We start from the raw sequence: 20,334 nt of genomic DNA, 5'->3' as shown, positions 1-20,334 counted from the left end.
GACGGTCGCTTATAAACTGGCGCGTCTTCCGTTCCGCCACACCGACTCTGGGCCGATGACGGGATTCGAACCCGCATGAGGAGTCAACCCCACCAGTTCCCGAAGTATCCGCTGCCTTCGCACCGGGCACCCACCTGTTGCCGCGCCTCCCCGAGTTCAGATCGCGCACCGGAGAGGTGCATGAAGTTCTGGGTGTCCAGAGATCGAAGCCGGCGGAACCGACGTAGGTGCTCTAACCCCTGAGCTACACCGGCGTGTTGTGCCGGTGACGGGACTCGAACCCGCGACCGCCCCATTATCAGTGGAAGTAGGTCCTGCCTTCGCACCTGGACGTTCATCACTCTAGGAGGCGTACCGCGGGCCGAGCGACCCAATTAATCAGCCGCGCTGCTGCCGCTTCCACGGCCCAGTAATGGCGAGCATGATCCCAGGCGCCTGAATGTTGGCGTACAGCGTCTTCCCGTCCGGCGAGAAGGTCACGCCCGTGAACTCACTGTATTCGGGCTCCTCTTCGGTGCCGACGTTGAGTTCGTTCCGGGCGATCGGATACGTCCGGCCGCTGTCCGTCGCGCCGAACAGGTGCTGTACGCCCTCGCCGTCCTCGGCGATGATCAGGCCGCCGTACGGGGAGACGGTGATGTTGTCGGGGCCGTCGAAGGCGCCGTCGACCGACGGGTCGGGGTTCACGCCCAGCAGGACCTTGAGGGTGAGGGTGCGGCGCTTGGGGTCGTAGAACCAGACCTGGCCGTCGTGCTGGACGGGGCTCTCGGAGCGGGCGTACGAGGAGACGATGTAGGCGCCGCCGTCGCCCCACCACATGCCTTCGAGCTTGCGGGCCCGGGTGATCTCCCCGGCGCCGAACTGCTTGCGCACGTCGACGGTCCTGCCGTCGCGGTCGGGTACGTCGACCCAGTTGACCCCGTACACCGTGCCGATCTTCGTCGCGCGGGAGAGGTCGTCGACGAACTTGCCGGCGGAGTCGAAGCACTTGGGGGCCTGGAGGGTGCCCGCGGTGTCGGAGAGGGTGCGGAAGGTGCCGTGGCCGTAGTGGAAGTGCTGCGGCGGAGTCCAGCGGTAGAGCAGGCCGTTGGGGGCGGCGGCGTCCTCGGTGAGGTAGGCGTGGCCGCGCTTGGGGTCGACGACGACGGCCTCGTGGTCGTAACGCCCGAAGAACTTCAGGGGTTTGGGGTTCCTGTTGGCGCGCTTGTCGCAGGGGTCGACCTCGAAGACGTACCCGTGGTCCTTGGTCATGCCGTTGACGCCGGCGCGGTCGGAGTTCTCCTCGCAGGTGAGCCACGTACCCCAAGGGGTGCTGCCACCCGCGCAGTTGGTGGAGGTACCGGCGATGCCCACCCACTCGGCGACCTGCCCGCCGGGCCGCACCTCGACGACCGTGCAGCCGCCGGACGCGGCGGGGTCGTAGACCAGGCCCTCGGTGAGCGGCACCGGGTACTTCCAGTTGGCGCGCGGGCCCTTCAGTTCGTGGTTGTTGACGAGAAGGGTGGTGCCGCGGGGCCCGGCGAAGGCGGCGGTCCCGTCATGGTTGGACGGGGTGATCTCGCCCGACTCCAGCTTGGTCTTCCCGCTGTACGTGATCACGCGGTACCTGAACCCGGCGGGCAGCGCCAGCAGCCCCTTCGGGTCGGGCACCAGCGGCCCGTATCCGACACCCCCACCGTGCCGGTCGTCGGCGTCAGCGGCAGCCGTCTCGGTGGACGCGAGAGCGTTCGGCGCGGTGGCGAGCGCACCGACGCTGCCCGCCAGCGCGACCCCGGCCGAGGTGATCGCGGACTGCTTGCCGAAGTCCCTGCGGGTGAGCGACATGGTGATGCCTCCTGGGAAGGTGGGCGTGCCGTAAATGGAGTATGGAGGGCACCACACTCATTCCGCCGCAACCGTCCCGCCGTTGTCTGAATCCCGGTTAAACACACCCCAACGCCCGGGAGACGACTACCCGGGAGGCAGCTGCCCCGCAGGGGCAGCGCCGCAGGGGCGCGGGGAACTGCGCGACAAGCCACGACGCACCCGCACCCGGCAACGCTCCGCACCACCCCCCACGACCCCCGCCCCCGCTGCTCAACCCCCTTGCTGGGACCGCGCCTTGAACGCCGCCTTACGAGCCTCCTTGGCCACCCGCTTGTCCGGATGCAACCGCCCCATGGCCTCCAGCACATCCGCCGTGGCCGGATGCTCCACACGCCAGGCCGCCTCGAAGAACCCCCCGTGCTGCCGAGCCAACCCCTCCACAAGACCCCGCAGCTCCGCCGAGTTCCCCTCGGCGGCCAGCTGCGCGGCCACCGTGTCGATGGTCAGCCAGAACACCATCGCCTCGGACGGCGCGGGCACGTCCGCCGCGCCGTGCTCGCTGAGCCAGACCCGGGCGAGCCCGCCCAGCTCGGCGTCGTCGAGCACCTCGCGCAGCGCGGGCTCGGCCTCGGCGCCGACGAGGGACAGTGCCTGCTGACAGCGCAGCCGCCGCAGCGGACCGCCCGCGTCGCCGCCCCGCGCCGCCGCGAGCAACTCCCTTGCGGCGGCGAGGGGTTCACGGCGGGTCAGCCACTGCTCGGTCTCGGCCTGCGCGGCCGTCGCGGGGAAGGCGGCCGTGCCGTCGAGCAGCGCGTCCGCGCCCTTGTCGGCGAGGTCACCGACGGCGGGCGCGTCGAAACCGGACTCCAGCAGCCGGGCCCGTACGCCGTAGAGGCCGAGCGGGGTGAGCCGGACCATGCCGTAGCGGGAGACGTCGGTGTCGTCGCCGGTGAGGGCGCCCTCGGCGGGTTCGTCGGTGTCCGCCATGAGGGCCTCGTCGACGGGGCGGTAGGCGACGAGCCCGATGGGTTCGAGCAGCCTGAACTGGTCGTCGAGGCGCATCATCGTGTCCGAGACCTGCTCCAGGACGTCGTTGGTGGGCTCGCCCATGTCGCTCGGTACGACCATGGACGCGGCCAGCGCGGGCAGCGGCACCGGGCTGTCGGCGGGGCCGCCCTCACTGACGCTGAGCAGGTACAGGTTGGCGAGCACCCCGTCGAGGAGGTCGGCCTCCGCCTCGGGGTCCCAGTCCAGCTGGGAGAAGTCGACCTCGGCGTCGTCCTCCACGGCGCTGACGAGATCGTCCAGGTCGGGCACGCTCGCGTCGGCGAGGACGGTCTCCAGCGCCCCGAGCCACACCGCGAGGACGTCGTGCGGTGCCCCGGAGGTGAGCAGCGCCAGGTCCTCCCCCGCCGTGACGGTGCCCTCGTCCTCGTCGACGACCTCGACGAGCCCGGTGTCCACGGCGACCCGCCAGGCCTCGGCGGCGTACGCGAGCGCGTCCTCGACCGTGAGCCCTTCCCCCGCGGTCCCGTCGGCGAGAAGCCCCAGCGTCTCCGCCGCCGCGGGCAGCTGCTCCTCGACGAGTTCGCCACCGGCCCCGACCCGGGTGTCCGGCCCGGCCCAGCGGGCGAGCCGGGCGGCGCGGGAGACCAGCGGGGCGGCGAGCGCGTCCCGCGCCAGTTCCGCTTCGGAGTGCAGTCGCACCGGCGGCAGGGGGGAGCTGTCTGACATCGGCTGTTTTCTCCTCAGGCGCCCGAAAGGCCGTACGACGGCATCCGGTTGGCGCCCGGAGTCCGACGACGGCGTCTGACGACCGTACGACGTTGCGTTGAAGGCCGTACGACACAGCCACTCAGCCTAGACGGATTTGGCCCCATGCCGCCCGGTTCATGTACCTGTCACAGGAGGTAGATGGCTGAAACCTTGACAACTGACCTGATCAGGCAGGAGATTGACGCGCGTAGAAGACGAAGCCTGGCGTTCACTGCCGATCGCCCGGCGCGCGAGCCCTCGGTGCGCGACAATTCGCACCGAGTGTTCACCGGATGTCTACGCGCGTCGCCAGCCGCCCAGCAGGTCGCGTTCCCCCCACGGCACCACCCTTGTCACCTTCTTCAGCACGTCCTTCACCACCTTCGTCCCGGCACCCATGCTTGTCCCCGGAGGGATCCCGTTGCCGAGCAAGTCTTCCGCGCGCCTCGGCGCGCTCACTGTCGCCGCCGTCTGCTCCACGGTCGCCACCCTGGTGGTCGTCCCGTCCGCCGCGCACGCGGACACCGTGCAGATTCATGACATCCAGGGCACCACGCGCCTCTCCCCGCTCGCGGGCGAGAAGGTCACGGACGTGGCGGGAATCGTCACCGGCGTCCGTACCTACGGTTCGTCGCGCGGTTTCTGGATCCAGGACACGACCCCGGACGCCGACCCGGCCACCAGCGAGGGCGTCTTCGTCTTCACCAGCTCCAAGCCGACCGTCGCGGTCGGCGACTCGGTCACCGTCACCGGCACGGTCTCGGAGTTCGTGCCGGGCGGTGCCTCGACCGGCAACCAGTCGGTGACGGAGATCGTCAAGCCGACGGTCACCGTCGTCTCCAGCGGCAACGCCGTCCCGGCCGCGACGGTCGTCGACGCCAGATCCGTACCGGCCGCCTACACCCCGGCCGGCGACACCGCCGCGAGCAACTCGGTGAACGGGCTGACGCTGCGGCCCAAGAAGTACGCCCTGGACTACTACGAGTCCCTTGAGGGCATGAACGTCCAGGTCAAGGACGCCCGGGTGGTCGGCGCCAGCGACCCGTACACCGAGCTGTGGGTCACGGTGAAGCCGCACGAGAACGCCAACCGCAGCGGCGGCACGGTGTACGGCTCGTACACCTCGCAGAACACCGGCCGGCTGCAGATCCAGTCCCTGGGCGCGGTCGCCGACTTCCCGGCCGCGAACGTCGGTGACAGCCTCAAGGGCGCCACCACCGGCCCGCTGGACTACAACCAGTTCGGCGGCTACACCCTCGTCGCCAACGAGATCGGCACCCTGAAGCAGGGCGGCCTGAAGCGCGACATCACCCGCAAGCAGTCGCGGAACGAGCTGGCGGTCGCGACGTACAACGTCGAGAACCTCGACCCGTCGGACGCCTCGTTCGAGGAGCACGCCGCCGCGATCGTGAACAACCTGCAGTCGCCCGACATCCTGTCCCTGGAGGAGATCCAGGACAACAACGGCGCGACGAAGGACGGTACGGTCGCCGCCGACCAGACGGTCAAGAAGCTGATCGACGCGATCGTGGCCGCGGGCGGCCCGGCGTACGACTGGCGTTCGATCGACCCGGTCGACCTCGCGGACGGCGGCGAGCCCGGCGGCAACATCCGCCAGGTGTTCCTGTTCAACCCGGCGCGGGTCTCCTTCACCGACCGCCCGGGCGGCGACGCCACGACCGCCACCGGTGTCACCAAGAGCCACGGCAAGGCGGCCCTGACCCTCTCCCCCGGCCGCGTCGACCCGGCCAACGCGGCCTGGACGAACAGCCGCAAGCCGCTCGCGGGCGAGTTCGTCTTCCGCGGCCAGACGGTCATCCTGATCGCCAACCACTTCTCCTCGAAGGGCGGCGACCAGGGTCTCACCTCGCAGTTCCAGCCCCCGGCACGCAGCTCGGAGACCCAGCGTCACCTCCAGGCGACCGCGGTGAACTCGTTCGTCAAGGACATCCTGAAGGTCCAGAAGAACGCGCACGTCATCACGCTCGGCGACATCAACGACTTCGAGTTCTCCGACACCACCAAGCTGCTGGAGAGCGGCGGCGCGCTGTGGTCGGCGATCAAGTCGCTGCCGAAGAGCGAGCGTTACACCTACGACTACCAGGGCAACAGCCAGGTCCTGGACCAGATCCTGGTCAGCCCGTCGATCAGCCGCAGCTGCGACTTCGACTACGACTCCGTGCACATCAACTCGGAGTTCAACGACCAGATCAGCGACCACGACCCGCAGGTGCTGCGCTTCAAGCCGTAACTCCCGCCGGTAGTACGAAACCTGGCTCAGGTCTGGCTGAACACGCCGTTCAGCCAGGCCTGCCACTCGGCCTCGCACTCCTTGATCTCGCCGCCCCCGGCACCCGGCGCGAAGTCGTGCAGGGAGACGCCGACCGGGTAACCCCAGTGGTTGCGCCCGAAGATACGAGTGAGCGCCCGGTCCGTCCGCAGCCCGATGAAGTACGGGTTACGGAAGTCGAGCACCGCCTCGAACACGTCCGGCCCCCGGACGGTCACCCGCGCACCGGCGGCCACGTCGTCCCCGAGCCCGAGCGCCCGTGCCACGGCTTCGAGGGCGTCCGGCGCCTTGGAGGCGTCGGGCCCGTCGAAGGTCGCGAAGGCGACCGGCCGGGGCGCGAAGTGGACCAGATACTCGCGCAGGGTGTGCAGATAGAAGTCGGTGTGCCGGGCGGCACCGTCGTACTGGTTGTCCCAGTCGTCGACGAAGATCCCGCTGTGCACGTACCGCACCCAGGCCCGCCGGCCCTCGTCACGCGGCTCGACGGTGTAGTCGAGCTGGTTGAGGCTCTGTTCCGAGATGCCCTCGACGTCCTCGACGCGGTTGGTGTAGCGGTGCGGCGGATCCCAGGCGACGACCTCGGACCCGAAGGGCCCCTTGCCACCGACCCGCGGCTCCGGCGGCTCCATCGGCCACAGATACCCACCGGTCCCGGTGGTGATCGCCTCCCACACCTGCTCGGGCGTGGCGTCGACCTCGAACTCGCGGGCGATCTCAAATTCCTTGGGCATGACGAACTCCTGGCTGCTGCGCCGACTGTTCCGGCTGTTCCGACTGTTCCAACTCGGTCTGCTTGAGGGTGGGATGGACGGCCACGACGATCCGGTGGTCGCGACCGGCCTCGGCGTCCGGCGAGTCGTACTTGCGCACCAGCGCGCTGACCCCCGCCGTCAACTCCTCGATGAACGCGGCCCGTTCGGCGGCGGAGGCGAACCGCACCGCACCGTCCAGCGCGTAAGTGGCAAGCCCCTTACGGGCCTTGGTCGCGCCGGTGATGAGCGCCCCGACGTCCCGCACCAGCCGCGCCCCGACAGCCAGCAGCCAGCGCGCGGAGAGCTGGTCCCGGAACCGCTCGGGATCGGGCTGTACGGCGGCCAGTGCCAGCGGCGAGATGACGTACGACGCGGCGGTCGCCCGCATCAGCCGCTCGGTGACATTGCCCTTGCGGCGCTCCCCGGCCAACTCGACCAGGCCGTGCCGCTCCAGCGCCTTCAGGTGGTAGTTCACCTTCTGCCGGGGCAGCCCGACCCGCCCGGCCAGCATGGCGGCAGAGGCGGGCCCGGCGGCCAGCTCGGCGAGCAGCCGCCCGCGTATCGGGTCCAGCGAGACGGCGGCGGCGGCCGGGTCCTCGATCACGGTGACGTCCAACATGACTCCACCGTCTCACCGAACACTTTTTTTGTCCAGAACAAAATACTCTCCGGACGGCGCCAGGTCACTCGGGGACGAGCCCGAGGGCGTACGAGTACCGTCCGGCCGTGAACGACTTCACGGCGGGGTGCGTCCGGATGCGCTCCCACTCCGGGCCGGGCGAGCCGATGCCCTCCCCCGGCGCGGCGATGGCGGCGTCGTAGGACTCGGCGCTCTCCCACTCGGCGTAGTTCAGTACGTGGGTGCCGTCCTGGCTCAGATGGAAGTGCGCGGAGATGAGCCCGCGGTCGCTCTCGGGCGGCTCGACGAGGGCGTCGGCCACCAGGTCGACCCAGGGACGCCGCTCCTCGCCACCGCCCGCCACGAAGTCGATCCGCACGAGCACCACGAGCCCGGCCACCCGCGTGTCACCACCGACCCGCTCCCGACTCCGATACCGCCGGTACCGGTCGAGAGCGACCCGCTCGATCCCCGGTACGACGGTGTCGATCTCGTCGACGCGCTCCTGCCGCTGGGTCTTGAGGAAGGCCTCGTAGTCCTGCTCGCGGGCCCACTGGGAGTGATGGAGCAGGGTGGTCCCGTCGTGCCCGGCGTAGATGAAGTAGCCGAGCCCTCCCTCGGCGGGCCAGGGCCGCCGCTCCCAGACCTTGGCGACGGCCTCGACGGTCTCCCGCTGCCGCTCGGGCGTACCGACCCGCCAGGTGCTGAAGAAGCGCGCCGGGGCGTCCGGGCGGGTGAGGTCGGGGTGCGTGTGGGTACGACGGGCCATGGCGGCCTCCGCTCGATCGGCGACGGGTGTACGCCGACCAGCCTCCGACCTCGACCAGGATTGAGGTCAAGGCCCACCAAGGGCCGAGGCCAACTGCCCTACCCCTTGGGCCGGTTGTCCGTCCCGCGCTCCTCAAGCCCCGCCAACCGGCTCTGGAACCAGTCGAGCCGGGCCTGCAACAGGGCGGCCTCGGCGACGAGTTCGGGCACCCCGAGCCCATGGGCCACGCCCGGTCGAAGGCCGGCCCCCGCCACCACACCGTGACCGACCCCTGCCACCACACCGTGACCGCTCCCCGCCACGACGCGCAGCCCGTCCCCGGCCAGCCGGGCGAACCCGGCGAGCGACACGGACGTACGCCCGTGCACACAGCCCGCGCACGCGGCGGCGAGCCCCCGCCAACCGGGCCTGCCCCAGCCCGCGTCGGCGAGCGCGACGGCGACCGCGCCGCAGGCGCAGGGCCCGACGGTCGCGACGCGCACCCGCTGCCGGGCGTACCGGAAGCCGAGTTCGAAGCGGATGTAGGCACCGAGGACGGTGACGTCGAGCAGGACGGCGGCCCGGTGCTCACCGGTGCACAGCAACCCCTCGGCCGTCGCCCGGTCATGCACGCAGTGGAACCCGCAGTCGCAGCGGCGGTGCGGCGCGCGGTGCCGCAGACCGTAGACGCAGGACGCGTCGGCGAGGGCGCCGTACGGCAGCGCGCCGCCCAGCGACACCCCGGTGAACCCGGCCCGGGTGCCGTCCTGGGACAGCACCGGGTGGGCGATCTTGTAGCCGGTCGGCGGCTCCGCCGGACGTTCCTCGGGGAGCCGCAGCCTCACCGGGCGACCGGGGCTTCTTCGACCTCCACGGAAGCTTCCGACTCCCGCACTTCGTCGGGCAGTTGAAGTTCCTCGTCGTGGACGGGGAGTTGCTCCTCCGCGACACCGGTGGCGAGTGCCTTGCCGAGCTTCATGACGCCTCCCATGACGTGCTTGTTCGGTGACCGTCCAGGCCATGGTGACCCATGAGGCCCCGATTTGGCACTAGTGCCTGTACCGGCCGCCCCACCCCCGCCTCCGCAGCAACGCTAATCAATAACCGGTAAGAGAATTAAGTGGAGCTTCATGAACAACCGGCCGAGACTGCATCCATGACGACACCCTCACCGCCCTTCGGCCGCGCCCTGTGCGCGATGGTCACCCCGTTCACCGCCGACGGCGGCCTGGACCTCGACGGCGCCCAACTGCTCGCCGACCGGCTGGTGTCCGGGGGCTGCGACGGCCTGGTCCTCTCCGGCACGACGGGCGAGTCCCCGACGACGACGGACGCGGAGAAGTCGGAACTGGTCCGGGCGGTGCGGGAGGCGGTGGGTACGCGGGCGTCGATCGTGGCGGGAGTGGGCACCGCCGACACCTGCCACTCCGTCGAACTGGCCCGGGCGGCCGAAAAGGCGGGCGCGGACGGCCTGTTGGCGGTGGCGCCCTATTACAGCCGCCCTCCGCAGGACGCGATCGAGGCCCACTTCCGGGAGTTGGCGGACGCCACGCCCCTCCCCCTCACGCTGTACGACATCCCGGCCCGCACCGGCGTCCGTATCGAACCGGAGACGATGATCAGGCTGGCCGGACACCCGGGGATCGTCGCGGTGAAGGACTGCGCGTACGACCTGCTGGGCACCCAGAAGGTGCTGGCCCGGACGGACTTGGCGTTCTACACGGGCTGCGACGAATACGTACTGGCGCTGTACGCGCTGGGCGGCGCCGGATACATCAGCACGGTGGCGAATGTGATCCCCCGTCACTTCCGGTCGATCATCGACAGGTTCGACGCGGGAGAGACGGCCGAGGCGGCCCGCCTCCAGCAACGGGCCCTGCCGCTCACCGAGTTGATGATGGCGAAGGGCCTACCAGGAGCGGTGACGGCCAAGGCGCTGCTGGACCGACTGGGCCTGCCCTCGGGCCCGGTGAGGCGACCACTGCGCCCGGCGGACGAGGCGACGACGGGCGAACTGCTGGCGGCGTACGAGGAGTTGACCGCATAGCGCCCGGCGACAAGGGAGACGAGGGAGGGGCGAGGCCCAAAGCGGGCCTCGCCCCTCCCCTCCCCCCACGGCTCAATCCCAGCGATACCCGTCACCCAGCAACAGGAAGTGCTCCAGCACGTCCTCCATCGGGTCGTCGATCTGACCGACGTTGACGAGCCCGATCCTGGGGCCGTTGTGCGAGTTGGTGTTGTACTCGTCCGCGCACGCCGTGCCCGCGGAGAGCCCGCAGAGCACGGCCGCGCCGGCCGCTCCCGTAAGCCAGCGTGCGGCGATCCTCGCCCGTTCGTTCGTCATGCGCTCCGCCCCTCGTCCTGCTTCGACATTCGACATCTGATCGTCGGACACTGTGTCCACCCGTTCATCTGCCTGAAGCCGGACGAGGTCACGCGGAGTAACTCGTACGTGATCTTGAGGCGTTGCCGCAGGTACCCGTACGGGTACTCATACGGAGTACGTCAGTTGTGACTAGTTGTGGCTGTGGAGAACCTCGTTCAGGCCGCCCCAGACCGCGTTGTTCGGGCGGGCCTCGACCCTGCCGGTGACGGAGTTGCGGCGGAAGAGGATGTTGGAGGCGCCGGAGAGTTCGCGGGCCTTGACGATCTGTCCGTCGGGCATGGTGACGAGGGTGCCGGCGGTGACGTACAGCCCGGCCTCGACCACGCACTCGTCGCCGAGGGCGATACCGACGCCCGCCTCGGCGCCGACCAGGCAGCGCTCGCCGATGGTGATACGGACCTGGCCGCCACCGGACAGCGTGCCCATGGTGGAGGCGCCGCCACCGATGTCGGACCCGTCGCCGACCACCACACCGGCGGAGATCCGGCCCTCGACCATCGACGTGCCGAGGGTGCCCGCGTTGAAGTTGACGAAGCCCTCGTGCATGACGGTCGTGCCCTCGGCGAGGTGCGCGCCCAGGCGCACCCGGTCGGCGTCGGCGATACGGACGCCCTTGGGGGCCACGTAGTCGGTCATGCGGGGGAACTTGTCGACGGACGTCACCTGGAGGTGCAGGCCCTCGGCGCGGGCGTTGAGGCGCACCTTCTCGATGTCGTCCACGGCGACCGGGCCGAGCGAGGTCCAGGCGACGTTGGCGAGGTGGCCGAAGATGCCGTCCAGGCTCTGCCCGTGCGGCTGTACGAGCCGGTGCGAGAGGAGGTGGAGGCGGAGGTAGGCGTCGTGCGCGTCGAGCGGCTTGTCGTCGAGGGAGGCGATGACCGTGCGGACCGCGACCACTTCGACGCCCCGGCGGGCGTCGGGGCCGACCGCTTTGGCCGCACCCTCGCCGAGCGCTTCGACGGCCCGCTCGACGGACAGCCGCTCGGTGCCGGCGGGGCCGGGTTCGGCGGTCAGCGCGGGGGCGGGGTACCAGGTGTCGAGAACGGTGCCGTCGGCGGCGACGGTGGCGAGCCCGGCGGCCACGGCGCCGGTGGTGCGGGGAGCAGTCGTGTCGGTCATAGAGAAAACCTAACTTGCGAAACCCCACCCGGGCGAACCGGTACGGACCGATCTCAAGGACCGGTCACCACGGCCCGTGGGCCGCCGTCGCCGGACCCCCGCAGCACCCTCCCGAACACCTCCCGGGCGAACTCCTCCTCGTACTCCGCGCCCGTGAGCAGCACTTGCAGACACATCCCGTCCATCACCGCCACCAGCGCCCGCGCGGTCACCGCGTCCGTGCGCCCCGCCAGCAGCTCCGCGACCCCCGCCGCCCACTCGGCGGCGACCGACCGCAGCGCGGGCCGCCGAAGGGCCGCCAGGTACAGCTCGCACTCCAGCTCGACCCCCGCCCGGTCCCCCGAGAGCCACTCACCGAGCAACCCGGCCAGCTCGCCCGCGAGTTCGACCCGCTCGTCCCGCAACCCGCCCCGCGCGGCCACCACCTTCGCGAAGCCCTCGTTCGCCTGCCGGAGCGCGGCCACGAGCAGCTCGTCCAGCGTGCTGAAGTGATAAGTCGTCGACCCCAGCGGCACATCCGCCTCGGCGGCCACCGAACGATGGCTGAGCCCCGCGATGCCCTTCTCCCCCACCACCCGGATCGCCGCGTCGATGATCCGCTGGCGCCGCTCGGGGTCGTACCGCCGCCCCATCAGTGTGCACCGCCCATGTTCAGCACGACCACCCCGCCGATGATGAGCACGATCCCGGCGATCTTCGCCGCGCCCATCCCCTCCCCGAGGAACACCGCGCCGATCGTGGCGACGGCGGCGGTCCCTATGCCGGACCAGATCGCGTAGGCCGTCCCCACCGACACCGTCTTCAGTGTCTGCGCGAGCAGCACGAACGCGACGGCGTACCCCAGCCCGGTCAGCACGGACGGCCACAGCCTGCTGAACCCGTCGCTGTACTTCATGGCGGTCGTGGCGCCCACTTCGGCGGCGATGGCTCCGACGAGCAGCAGATATCCCATGTGTACGAGTGTACGCAACGTTGTGTACGTGCGTACACAGCGCCGCCCGGACCCAGGCCCGAACCCAGGCCCGAACCCACGCCCGGACCCAAGCCCGAACCCACAGCCGAACTCACGCCCAAATCCACCCCACCCACCCCACTCCGCCCGATCCGACCGCCAACTCCCTCACACCCCGGTCTCATTGAGGAAACAACCCTTCTCACGGCAATGGCCAGTGCCCTAGCCTCCCGTCCATTACTGTTTCAACCATTCGTTCACACGTTCGCCACAGGCGACGCCGGAGGAACAGCGCATGACAGAAGAAAAGCCCCGGCTCATCCCGACTCAACCCTGGGAGAACGGCTGGGCCCCGGACACCTCACGCGTGCCCGGGACGCGGCGGCTCTGGATGGCAGGCACCCTCGCCCTGTCGGTGGTGGCCGCCTGTGTGACCGCGATCATCGTCACGGACCGGCAGGCCGTCGAGCCCGACCCCGTGGCGAAGGCCCCCGTGCCGTCGCCCGGCTCCACCTACCCAGGTCTCCTCACCTTCGCCTCCCCGTCGGCGAGCGGAGACACCCCGCCGGGCGGCAAGAGCGGTCTGTCGTCGTCACAGCCGACGGCCACCCCGACGACCGGCACCGGCGGAGCGGACGCCGACCCCGTTCCCGCCCCGGACGTCAAGGGCTCCGCCTCCGCTCCCGTCTCGGAGGCTCCGGGGAAGCCCGCCGCCTCCCCGTCCCCCAGCAAGTCCTCGGCCGCTCCCGCCAAGCCGTCCTCCACCCTGAGGTCCGTCGAGTCGGTCAACTACCCCGGCCGCTACTGGCACGTGTCGAGTGGCCTCGTGAAGCTCGACCAGGTGCGCGGCTCGGAGTCCCGCGAGGACTCCACCTTCGACGTGGTCAAGGGGCTGTCCAACAGCTCCTGCTACTCGTTCAAGACGAACGACGGCAAGTACCTGCGCCACCGCGACTTCGTCCTGCGCGCCGAACGCAACGACGGCTCCTCGCTGTTCAAGCAGGACGCCACGTTCTGCGGCGGGCAGTCGGGCTACTCCGGCGAGGCGCTGCTCACGTCGGTGAACTACCCCAACTACGCGCTGCGGCACAAGAACTTCCAGCTGCGCCTGGACCCGTACGGCTACAACACCACCAACCGGCAGGACTTCTTCTTCCGCCTGGTGGCCCCGCTCGCCTGAGCGCAGCGCACATGAGAGCGGCGGCACCCGGAAAGGGTGCCGCCGCTCTCGTGTACAGAACCTCAGACGTTAAACCTCAGACGGTGAACCTCAGACGTTGAACCCCAACGCCCGCAACTGGTCCCGCCCGTCGTCCGTGATCTTGTCCGGGCCCCACGGCGGCATCCACACCCAGTTGATGCGCAGCTCGTTGACGATGCCGTCCGTGGCGGACTTGGCCTGGTCCTCGATGACATCCGTGAGCGGGCAGGCCGCGGACGTCAGGGTCATGTCGATCGTCGCGATGTTCGCGTCGTCGATGTGGATGCCGTAGATCAGGCCCAGGTTGACGACGTCGATGCCCAACTCGGGGTCGACGACGTCGTACAGCGCCTCGCGGACCTCGTCCTCCGAGGCCGGCTTCATCTCAATGGTCTCGCTCATGCCGTCTTCCTTTCGGCGGCGTCCGCGCCCAGGGCCTGGGCCGTCGCGTCCTTCCACGCCATCCAGCTCAGCAGCGCGCACTTCACCCGGGCCGGGTACTTGGAGACACCGGCGAACGCGACCGCGTCCTCCAGCACCTCCTCCATCGCGTCGTCCGGCTCGACCTTGCCCTTGGACTGCATCAGCTCCAGGAAGGTCTCCTGGATCTTCTGCGCCTCGGACAGCTCCTTGCCGACCAGCAGCTCGTTCAGTACGGAGGCCGAGGCCTGGCTGATCGAGCAGCCCTGGCCCTCGTAGCTGACGTCGCTGATCGTCGTGCCGTCGTACTTCACACGCAGGGTGATCTCGTCGCCGCACGTCGGGTTGACGTGGTGCACCTCGGCGTCGCCATCCCGGAGACCGCGCCCGTGCGGGTGCTTGTAGTGGTCCAGGATGACTTCCTGGTACATCGAATCCAGCTTCACACCAACCGCCCTCGCATCTCAGCCATCTCCTCAGCCGAAGAAGTTCCGTACGTGCTCCAGACCGTCGATCAGAGCGTCGATCTCGGCCGGCGTGGAGTACAGATAGAACGACGCTCGCGTGGTCGCGGGAATTCCGTAGCGCAGGCAGACCGGGCGGGCGCAGTGGTGACCGACCCGGACCGCTATGCCCTGCTCGTCGAGTACCTGGCCCACGTCGTGCGGGTGGATGTCGCCGAGCGTGAAGGAGATCGCCGCGCCCCGGTCCTCGGCCGTGGTCGGGCCGATGATCCGCAGGTCGGGGACCTCGCCGAGCCGCTTCACCGCGTACTCGGTGAGCGCGTGCTCATGCGCCAGGATCTTGTCCATGCCGATCGCCGAGAGGTAGTCGATCGCCGCTCCCAGGCCTACCGCCTGCGCGATCGGCGGGGTGCCCGCCTCGAACTTGTGCGGGGCGGGCGCGTACGTCGACGAGTGCATCGACACGGTCTCGATCATCTCGCCGCCGCCGAGGAACGGCGGGAGGTCCTCCAGGAGTTCCTGGCGGCCCCAGAGCACCCCGATGCCCGTCGGGCCGCACATCTTGTGGCCGGTGAAGGCCACGAAGTCGGCCTGGAGGGCCTGTACGTCCAGCGGCATGTGCGGGGCGGCCTGCGAGGCGTCGATCAGGACCAGGGCCCCGACCTCCTGCGCACGGCGCACGATCTTCTCGACCGGGTTGACCGTGCCAAGGATGTTGGAGACCAGCACGAAGGAGACGATCTTCGTCTTCTCGGTGATGACCTCGTCTATGTTCGACAGGTCCAGCCGGCCGTCGTCCGTGAGGCCGAACCACTTCAGCTTCGCGCCCGTGCGCTGCGCGAGCAGCTGCCACGGCACGATGTTGGAGTGGTGCTCCATCTCCGTGATGACGATCTCGGTCTCGTGGTCGACCCGGTAGGGCTCGTCGGCCCAGCCGAGCATGTTGGCCACGAGGTTGAGCGACTCGGAGGCGTTCTTGGTGAAGATCACCTCGTCGCGGCTGGGCGCGTTGATGAACGCGGCGACCTTGTCGCGCGCACCCTCGTACAGCGCCGTGGCCTCCTCCGCGAGCACATGGATGCCACGGTGCACATTGGCGTTGTGCTGCTCGTAGTACTCGGAGAGAGTGTCGATCACCTGGCGGGGCGTCTGAGAGGTCGCCGCGTTGTCCAGGTAAACGAGCTTCTTGCCGTCGTGGATCACCCGGTCGAGGATCGGGAAGTCCTTACGGATCGCCTCGGTGTCGAGGAGGCCCGGCAGCTGCGTCACGCGGATACGCCACCCTTCGTGGTGTAAGCCTCGTAGCCCTCGTTCTCCAGCTTGTCGGCGAGTTCGGCGCCGCCGGACTCGGCGATCCGGCCGTCGGAGAAGACGTGGACGAAGTCGGGCTTGATGTAGCGCAGGATGCGCGTGTAGTGCGTGATCAGCAGGGTGCCGACCTCACCGGTCTCGCGGACGCGGTTCACGCCCTCCGACACGATCCGCAGCGCGTCGACGTCCAGACCGGAGTCCGTCTCGTCGAGGATCGCGATCTTCGGCTTGAGCAGCTCAAGCTGGAGGATCTCGTGGCGCTTCTTCTCGCCGCCGGAGAAGCCCTCGTTGACGTTGCGCTCGGCGAAGGAGGGGTCCATGTTGAGCCGCTGCATGGCCTCCTTGACCTCCTTGACCCACAGGCGCAGCTTGGGCGCCTCACCGCGGATGGCGGTGGCGGACGTACGGAGGAAGTTGGAGACGGAGACACCGGGGATCTCGACCGGGTACTGCATCGCCAGGAACAGGCCCGCGCGGGCGCGCTCGTCGACGGACATCTCCAGGACGTCCTCGCCGTCGAGGGTGACGGTGCCGCCGGTGATCGTGTACTTCGGGTGACCGGCGAGCGAGTAGGCGAGGGTCGACTTGCCGGAGCCGTTCGGGCCCATGATGGCGTGGGTCTCGCCCTGCTTCACGGTGAGGTCGACGCCCTTGAGGATCTCCTTCGTGGCGTTGTCGGCCTCGACGGTGACGTGCAGGTCGTGGATTTCAAGCGTTGCCATGGGTTCCTCAGGACTCCTGGGTGAGGGAGACGAGCACGTCGTCCCCTTCGATCTTTACGGGGTATACGGGGACGGGGCGCGTCGCGGGAAGGCCGGACGGCTTGCCGGTGCGGAGGTCGAAGCTGGAGCCGTGCAGCCAGCACTCGATCTGGCAGTCCTCCACCTCGCCCTCGGAGAGCGAGACGTTCGCGTGCGAGCAGATGTCGTGGATCGCGAACACCTCGCCCTCGGTACGGACGACCGAGACCGGCGTGCCGTCGAGTTCCACCCGCTTCGGGGTGTCCTCGTCCAGCTCGCTCAGGCCGCAGGCCCGTACAAAGGTGGTGGACATCAGACGGACGCCTCCAGCTCCTCGTCGATCTTCGTGAGAAGGCGTTCCTGGATGTCGTCGACGCCGATCTGCTGGACCAGCTCGGCGAAGAAGCCGCGCACGACCAGCCGGCGGGCCTCGTCGGCCGGGATGCCGCGCGCCATCAGGTAGAACAGCTGCTCGTCGTCGAACCGCCCGGTGGCGCTGGCGTGCCCGGCGCCGACGATCTCACCGGTCTCGATCTCCAGGTTCGGTACGGAGTCCACGCGGGCCCCGTCCGTGAGGACGAGGTTGCGGTTCATCTCGTAGGTGTCGGTGCCCTCGGCCTTGGCCTCGATGAGCACGTCACCGATCCATACGGCGTGGGCGCCCTCGCCCTGGAGCGCGCCCTTGTAGACGACGTTCGACTTGCAGTGCGGGGTGTTGTGGTCGACGAGGAGCCGGTGCTCCTGGTGCTGCCCGGCGTCCGTGAAGTACAGGCCGAACAGCTCGGCCTCGCCACCGGGACCGGCGTAGGAGACGCGCGGGTGGAGGCGTACGAGGTCGCCGCCGAAGGTGACGACGAAGGACTTGAAGGTGGCGTCGCGGCCGATCAGCGCGCTGTGCTGGGCGACGTGCACGGCCTGGTCGTCCCAGTCCTGGACGGAGACGACGGTGAGCTTGGCGCCGTCGCCGAGGACGTACTCGACGTTGGCGGCGATCACGGCGTCACCGGTGTGGTCGATGACGACGACCGCTTCGGCGAAGGCGCCCAGCTCGATGAACTGGTGGCCGTAGCGCACCCCGCCCTCGCCGTGCACGGTGACGCGGATCGGCTCGGTGAGGACCATCTCCTTGGGGACGGTGATCACACCGGCCGCCTCGAAGGAGGAGTACGCCTGGGCGGCGACGCGGTCCACGGGGGTGCCGGCCCGGCCGAGGCGTACGTCGTCACGGCCGACGGCCTCGACGGTGACGCCCTCGGGTGCCTGGACGTCCACCTTGACGCCGGCGCCGGTGGCGACGGCGGTGCCGTCGTGCAGCCCGCGCAGCCGCTCCAGCGGGGTGAACCGCCACTCCTCCTCGCGGCCGTGGGGGACGGGGAAGTCCGCCACGTCGAAGGAGGGCGGCGCGCTCATGCGCGTGGCGACGGTCGACTCGGCCGCAACCGCGATCGAGCCGGCGGTGGTGGATCCCACCGGGATGTTCTGAGCCTCAGCCATGGCTGTCGGTCTGCTCTCTTTCCTGCGTAAGTGGCTTGATGGGGAAGGCGGTTCGGGGTTAGCCGACCGATCCCTCCATCTGGAGCTCGATCAGCCGGTTCAGCTCAAGGGCGTACTCCATGGGGAGTTCCTTGGCGATCGGCTCGACGAAGCCGCGCACGATCATCGCCATCGCCTCGAACTCGGACATACCGCGGCTCATCAGGTAGAAGAGCTGGTCGTCGGAGACCTTGGAGACGGTCGCCTCGTGGCCCATGGACACGTCGTCCTCGCGGACGTCGACGTACGGGTACGTGTCGGAGCGGGAGATGGTGTCCACCAGCAGCGCGTCGCACAGCACGTTGGACTTGGAGCCGTGGGCGCCCTCGCCGATCTCGACGAGACCGCGGTAGGACGTACGGCCGCCACCGCGCGCGACGGACTTCGAGACGATGTTGGAGGAGGTGTTCGGCGCCATGTGGACCATCTTGGAGCCGGCGTCCTGGTGCTGACCCTCGCCCGCGAAGGCGATCGACAGGGTCTCGCCCTTGGCGTGCTCGCCCATCAGGTAGACGGCCGGGTACTTCATCGTCACCTTGGAGCCGATGTTGCCGTCGATCCACTCCATGGTCGCGCCCTCGTAGGCGACAGCGCGCTTGGTGACCAGGTTGTAGACGTTGTTCGACCAGTTCTGGATGGTCGTGTAACGGCAGCGGGCGTTCTTCTTGACGATGATCTCGACGACCGCGCTGTGCAGGGAGTCCGACTTGTAGATCGGCGCCGTACAGCCCTCGACGTAGTGCACATAGGCACCCTCGTCGACGATGATCAGGGTCCGCTCGAACTGGCCCATGTTCTCCGTGTTGATACGGAAGTAGGCCTGGAGCGGGATCTCGACCTGCACGCCCTTGGGCACGTAGATGAAGGAACCGCCGGACCACACGGCGCTGTTCAGCGAGGCGAACTTGTTGTCGCCGACCGGGATGACCGTCCCGAAGTACTCCTTGAACAGCTCCGGGTGCTGCTTCAGCGCGGTGTCGGTGTCGAGGAAGATGACGCCCTGCTCCTCCAGGTCCTCACGGATCTGGTGGTAGACGACCTCCGACTCGTACTGCGCGGCGACACCGGCGACGAGGCGCTGCTTCTCCGCCTCCGGGATGCCGAGCCTGTCGTACGTGTTCTTGATGTCCTCGGGCAGGTCCTCCCAGGACTCCGCCTGCTTCTCCGTCGAACGCACGAAGTACTTGATGTTGTCGAAGTCGATGCCCGAGAGGTCGGAGCCCCAGTTCGGCATGGGCTTCTTGTCGAAGAGGCGCAGGCCCTTGAGGCGCAGCTTGGTCATCCACTCGGGCTCGGACTTCTTCGCCGAGATGTCGCGGACGACGTCCTCGTTGATGCCGCGCCTGGCGGAGGCACCGGCCGCGTCGGAGTCGGCCCAGCCGTATTCGTACGTGCCCAGACCCTCCAGCTCGGGGTGGGCAGTCTCCTCGATGGGGAGCGTCATGCTGGGTTCCTCCCGGCGGTACGTGCAGATGCTTTATGGGTGGTCGTGGACAACTGTGGAGCCAACTGTGGAGCAGGTGGTGCCGAGGCGGGTGAGGCCTTGGGGATGAACGTCGTGCACACACCGTCGCCGTGGGCGATGGTCGCGAGCCGCTGGACATGGGTGCCGAGCAGCCGGGAGAAGATCTCGGTCTCCGCCTCGCAGAGCTGCGGGAACTTTTCCGCGACATGGACCACCGGGCAGTGGTGCTGGCAGAGCTGCTCTCCGACCGGTGCGCTGCGCGCCGTAGCAGCGTACCCGTCCGCGCTCAGCGCCTTGGCCAGGGCTTCGGCCCGCTTCTCGGGGCCCGCGGCCTCGATCGCCTCGCGGTAGCCCTCGGCCTGCTCGGCGAACCGGGCCCGCGCGAAGGCGAGCACCGCGTCGTCACCGCCCTCGCGCTCCGCGATCCAGCGCAGCGCGTCCACGGCGAGCTGGTCGTAGGACTGGTCGAAGGCGTCGCGTCCGCACTCGGTGAGCGCGAAGGCCTTGGCGGGCCGGCCACGGGTACGCGCCCCGTAGACCCGCTGCTCACGCGGCTGTACGACGTCGTCGGCGACCAGCGCGTCAAGGTGACGGCGTACGGCCGCGTGGGTCAGGCCGAGGCGGCCGGCCAGCTCGGCGACGGTCGACGGACCGTGGTCCAGGATGGACCGCGCGACCCGGTTGCGCGTCGAGCGCTCACCGGTCGCGAGTTCCTCCTGGGGGGCGCCCGTGGGGGCCACCCGATCCTCGCCGACGTATTTCACAACACCATT

Annotated in this window: 22 protein-coding genes and 1 tRNA gene; 3 read left to right on the top strand and 20 right to left on the bottom strand. The window is 69.3% G+C overall.

Annotated elements, in window-relative coordinates; genetic code table 11:
* Positions 1-263: 263 nt before the first annotated feature.
* The 3 genes from CW359_RS45600 to CW359_RS39725 all read right to left on the bottom strand — a co-directional run bounded on the left by CW359_RS45600 (position 264) and on the right by CW359_RS39725 (position 3,540).
* A tRNA-Ile gene (locus tag CW359_RS45600) sits at positions 264-333 on the bottom strand.
* A gap of 45 nt (positions 334-378) precedes the next feature.
* Positions 379-1,824 carry an alkaline phosphatase PhoX gene (locus CW359_RS39730; RefSeq protein WP_105975112.1) on the bottom strand — a complete coding sequence of 482 codons (1,446 nt, stop codon included), beginning with the start codon at positions 1,822-1,824 and terminating at the stop codon, positions 379-381.
* A 252-nt stretch (positions 1,825-2,076) separates the two neighbouring features.
* Positions 2,077-3,540 (bottom strand): hypothetical protein, encoded by a 1,464-nt coding sequence (locus CW359_RS39725; RefSeq protein WP_105975111.1) that lies wholly within the window; start codon positions 3,538-3,540, stop codon positions 2,077-2,079.
* A gap of 442 nt (positions 3,541-3,982) precedes the next feature.
* Here CW359_RS39725 and CW359_RS39720 point away from each other — a divergent pair, with 442 nt between their 5' ends.
* Positions 3,983-5,812, top strand: coding sequence for an endonuclease/exonuclease/phosphatase family protein (locus CW359_RS39720; protein WP_105975110.1), 1,830 nt, complete (start codon positions 3,983-3,985; stop codon positions 5,810-5,812).
* 26 nt (positions 5,813-5,838) lie between these two features.
* Here CW359_RS39720 and CW359_RS39715 read toward each other — a convergent pair whose 3' ends face one another.
* The 5 genes from CW359_RS39715 to CW359_RS46115 all read right to left on the bottom strand — a co-directional run bounded on the left by CW359_RS39715 (position 5,839) and on the right by CW359_RS46115 (position 8,949).
* On the bottom strand, positions 5,839-6,582 hold the full coding sequence (locus CW359_RS39715) for an SRPBCC family protein (protein ID WP_105975109.1): 744 nt from the start codon (positions 6,580-6,582) through the stop codon (positions 5,839-5,841).
* On the bottom strand, positions 6,566-7,222 hold the full coding sequence (locus tag CW359_RS39710; protein ID WP_105975108.1) for an ArsR/SmtB family transcription factor: 657 nt from the start codon (positions 7,220-7,222) through the stop codon (positions 6,566-6,568). Before CW359_RS39710 ends, CW359_RS39715 begins: the two co-directional genes overlap by 17 nt.
* Before the next feature lie 64 nt (positions 7,223-7,286).
* Complete coding sequence (locus tag CW359_RS39705) at positions 7,287-7,991, bottom strand: antibiotic biosynthesis monooxygenase (RefSeq protein ID WP_105975107.1); 705 nt, start codon at positions 7,989-7,991, stop codon at positions 7,287-7,289.
* Positions 7,992-8,089: 98 nt separating this feature from the next.
* A complete protein-coding gene (locus CW359_RS39700) occupies positions 8,090-8,815 on the bottom strand; it encodes a hypothetical protein (RefSeq protein WP_105975106.1) in 726 nt (241 codons plus the stop codon).
* A complete protein-coding gene (locus CW359_RS46115; protein ID WP_198655559.1) occupies positions 8,812-8,949 on the bottom strand; it encodes a hypothetical protein in 138 nt (45 codons plus the stop codon). The genes CW359_RS39700 and CW359_RS46115 overlap by 4 nt, the downstream gene beginning before the upstream one ends.
* A gap of 177 nt (positions 8,950-9,126) precedes the next feature.
* Between CW359_RS46115 and dapA the strand changes: the two genes are divergently transcribed.
* On the top strand, positions 9,127-10,017 hold the full coding sequence (dapA, locus tag CW359_RS39695; protein ID WP_198655558.1) for a 4-hydroxy-tetrahydrodipicolinate synthase: 891 nt from the start codon (positions 9,127-9,129) through the stop codon (positions 10,015-10,017).
* Between the two features lie 72 nt (positions 10,018-10,089).
* Here dapA and CW359_RS39690 read toward each other — a convergent pair whose 3' ends face one another.
* The 4 genes from CW359_RS39690 to CW359_RS39675 form a co-directional block, all read right to left on the bottom strand.
* Entirely contained in the window at positions 10,090-10,314 is a 225-nt protein-coding gene (locus CW359_RS39690; protein WP_105975104.1) for a hypothetical protein, read from the bottom strand.
* 171 nt (positions 10,315-10,485) lie between these two features.
* Positions 10,486-11,475, bottom strand: a complete 990-nt coding sequence (dapD, locus tag CW359_RS39685; protein ID WP_105975103.1) for a 2,3,4,5-tetrahydropyridine-2,6-dicarboxylate N-succinyltransferase — start codon at positions 11,473-11,475, stop codon at positions 10,486-10,488.
* Positions 11,476-11,528: 53 nt separating this feature from the next.
* Positions 11,529-12,107, bottom strand: a complete 579-nt coding sequence (locus tag CW359_RS39680; protein ID WP_105975102.1) for a TetR/AcrR family transcriptional regulator — start codon at positions 12,105-12,107, stop codon at positions 11,529-11,531.
* Positions 12,107-12,445, bottom strand: coding sequence for a DMT family transporter (locus tag CW359_RS39675; RefSeq protein WP_456300560.1), 339 nt, complete (start codon positions 12,443-12,445; stop codon positions 12,107-12,109). Before CW359_RS39675 ends, CW359_RS39680 begins: the two co-directional genes overlap by 1 nt.
* Positions 12,446-12,722: 277 nt before the next feature.
* Here CW359_RS39675 and CW359_RS39665 point away from each other — a divergent pair, with 277 nt between their 5' ends.
* The gene (locus CW359_RS39665) at positions 12,723-13,607 is read left to right on the top strand and encodes an AbfB domain-containing protein (RefSeq protein ID WP_105975099.1); all 885 of its coding nucleotides are present in this window, start codon (positions 12,723-12,725) and stop codon (positions 13,605-13,607) included.
* Between the two features lie 90 nt (positions 13,608-13,697).
* On the opposite strand, the gene CW359_RS39660 is transcribed toward CW359_RS39665, so the two are convergent.
* From CW359_RS39660 to CW359_RS39625, 8 genes are read right to left on the bottom strand one after another with little or no spacing between them, the layout of a single operon-like run.
* Positions 13,698-14,030 carry a metal-sulfur cluster assembly factor gene (locus CW359_RS39660; protein WP_053741509.1) on the bottom strand — a complete coding sequence of 111 codons (333 nt, stop codon included), beginning with the start codon at positions 14,028-14,030 and terminating at the stop codon, positions 13,698-13,700.
* Positions 14,027-14,494: a Fe-S cluster assembly sulfur transfer protein SufU gene (gene sufU, locus CW359_RS39655; RefSeq protein ID WP_105975098.1), complete on the bottom strand. Its 468-nt coding sequence runs from the start codon at positions 14,492-14,494 to the stop codon at positions 14,027-14,029. The genes CW359_RS39660 and sufU overlap by 4 nt, the downstream gene beginning before the upstream one ends.
* Positions 14,495-14,524: 30 nt before the next feature.
* On the bottom strand, positions 14,525-15,781 hold the full coding sequence (locus CW359_RS39650) for a cysteine desulfurase (protein ID WP_105975097.1): 1,257 nt from the start codon (positions 15,779-15,781) through the stop codon (positions 14,525-14,527).
* Complete coding sequence (gene sufC, locus CW359_RS39645) at positions 15,778-16,545, bottom strand: Fe-S cluster assembly ATPase SufC (protein ID WP_105975096.1); 768 nt, start codon at positions 16,543-16,545, stop codon at positions 15,778-15,780. Before sufC ends, CW359_RS39650 begins: the two co-directional genes overlap by 4 nt.
* A gap of 7 nt (positions 16,546-16,552) precedes the next feature.
* Positions 16,553-16,876, bottom strand: a complete 324-nt coding sequence (locus CW359_RS39640) for a non-heme iron oxygenase ferredoxin subunit (RefSeq protein ID WP_105975095.1) — start codon at positions 16,874-16,876, stop codon at positions 16,553-16,555.
* Positions 16,876-18,057, bottom strand: coding sequence for a Fe-S cluster assembly protein SufD (gene sufD, locus CW359_RS39635; RefSeq protein WP_105975094.1), 1,182 nt, complete (start codon positions 18,055-18,057; stop codon positions 16,876-16,878). Before sufD ends, CW359_RS39640 begins: the two co-directional genes overlap by 1 nt.
* 58 nt (positions 18,058-18,115) lie before the next feature.
* The gene (gene sufB / locus CW359_RS39630) at positions 18,116-19,540 is read right to left on the bottom strand and encodes a Fe-S cluster assembly protein SufB (protein ID WP_105975093.1); all 1,425 of its coding nucleotides are present in this window, start codon (positions 19,538-19,540) and stop codon (positions 18,116-18,118) included.
* Positions 19,537-20,325, bottom strand: a complete 789-nt coding sequence (locus tag CW359_RS39625) for a helix-turn-helix transcriptional regulator (protein ID WP_105975092.1) — start codon at positions 20,323-20,325, stop codon at positions 19,537-19,539. The genes sufB and CW359_RS39625 overlap by 4 nt, the downstream gene beginning before the upstream one ends.
* Between the last annotated feature and the right edge of the window lie 9 nt (positions 20,326-20,334).

This window comes from Streptomyces geranii (genome assembly GCF_002954775.1).
Taxonomy (GTDB): Bacteria; Actinomycetota; Actinomycetes; order Streptomycetales; family Streptomycetaceae; genus Streptomyces; species Streptomyces geranii.
The sequence above is the reverse complement of the archived record's forward strand: the minus strand, read 5'-3'. Positions and strand labels throughout refer to the sequence as shown.

Excerpts from the sequence above, each read along its gene's own strand:
- CW359_RS39730 (WP_105975112.1), bottom strand. The coding sequence starts at position 1,824 with ATGTCGCTCACCCGCAGGGACTTCGGCAAGCAGTCCGCGATCACCTCG.
- CW359_RS39725 (WP_105975111.1), bottom strand. The coding sequence starts at position 3,540 with ATGTCAGACAGCTCCCCCCTGCCGCCGGTGCGACTGCACTCCGAAGCG.
- CW359_RS39715 (WP_105975109.1), bottom strand. The coding sequence starts at position 6,582 with ATGCCCAAGGAATTTGAGATCGCCCGCGAGTTCGAGGTCGACGCCACG.
- CW359_RS39710 (WP_105975108.1), bottom strand. The coding sequence starts at position 7,222 with ATGTTGGACGTCACCGTGATCGAGGACCCGGCCGCCGCCGCCGTCTCG.
- CW359_RS39705 (WP_105975107.1), bottom strand. The coding sequence starts at position 7,991 with ATGGCCCGTCGTACCCACACGCACCCCGACCTCACCCGCCCGGACGCC.
- CW359_RS46115 (WP_198655559.1), bottom strand. The coding sequence starts at position 8,949 with ATGAAGCTCGGCAAGGCACTCGCCACCGGTGTCGCGGAGGAGCAACTC.
- dapA (WP_198655558.1), top strand. The coding sequence starts at position 9,127 with ATGACGACACCCTCACCGCCCTTCGGCCGCGCCCTGTGCGCGATGGTC.
- CW359_RS39690 (WP_105975104.1), bottom strand. The coding sequence starts at position 10,314 with ATGACGAACGAACGGGCGAGGATCGCCGCACGCTGGCTTACGGGAGCG.
- dapD (WP_105975103.1), bottom strand. The coding sequence starts at position 11,475 with ATGACCGACACGACTGCTCCCCGCACCACCGGCGCCGTGGCCGCCGGG.
- CW359_RS39680 (WP_105975102.1), bottom strand. The coding sequence starts at position 12,107 with ATGGGGCGGCGGTACGACCCCGAGCGGCGCCAGCGGATCATCGACGCG.
- CW359_RS39665 (WP_105975099.1), top strand. The coding sequence starts at position 12,723 with ATGACAGAAGAAAAGCCCCGGCTCATCCCGACTCAACCCTGGGAGAAC.
- CW359_RS39660 (WP_053741509.1), bottom strand. The coding sequence starts at position 14,030 with ATGAGCGAGACCATTGAGATGAAGCCGGCCTCGGAGGACGAGGTCCGC.
- sufC (WP_105975096.1), bottom strand. The coding sequence starts at position 16,545 with ATGGCAACGCTTGAAATCCACGACCTGCACGTCACCGTCGAGGCCGAC.
- CW359_RS39640 (WP_105975095.1), bottom strand. The coding sequence starts at position 16,876 with ATGTCCACCACCTTTGTACGGGCCTGCGGCCTGAGCGAGCTGGACGAG.
- sufD (WP_105975094.1), bottom strand. The coding sequence starts at position 18,057 with ATGGCTGAGGCTCAGAACATCCCGGTGGGATCCACCACCGCCGGCTCG.
- sufB (WP_105975093.1), bottom strand. The coding sequence starts at position 19,540 with ATGACGCTCCCCATCGAGGAGACTGCCCACCCCGAGCTGGAGGGTCTG.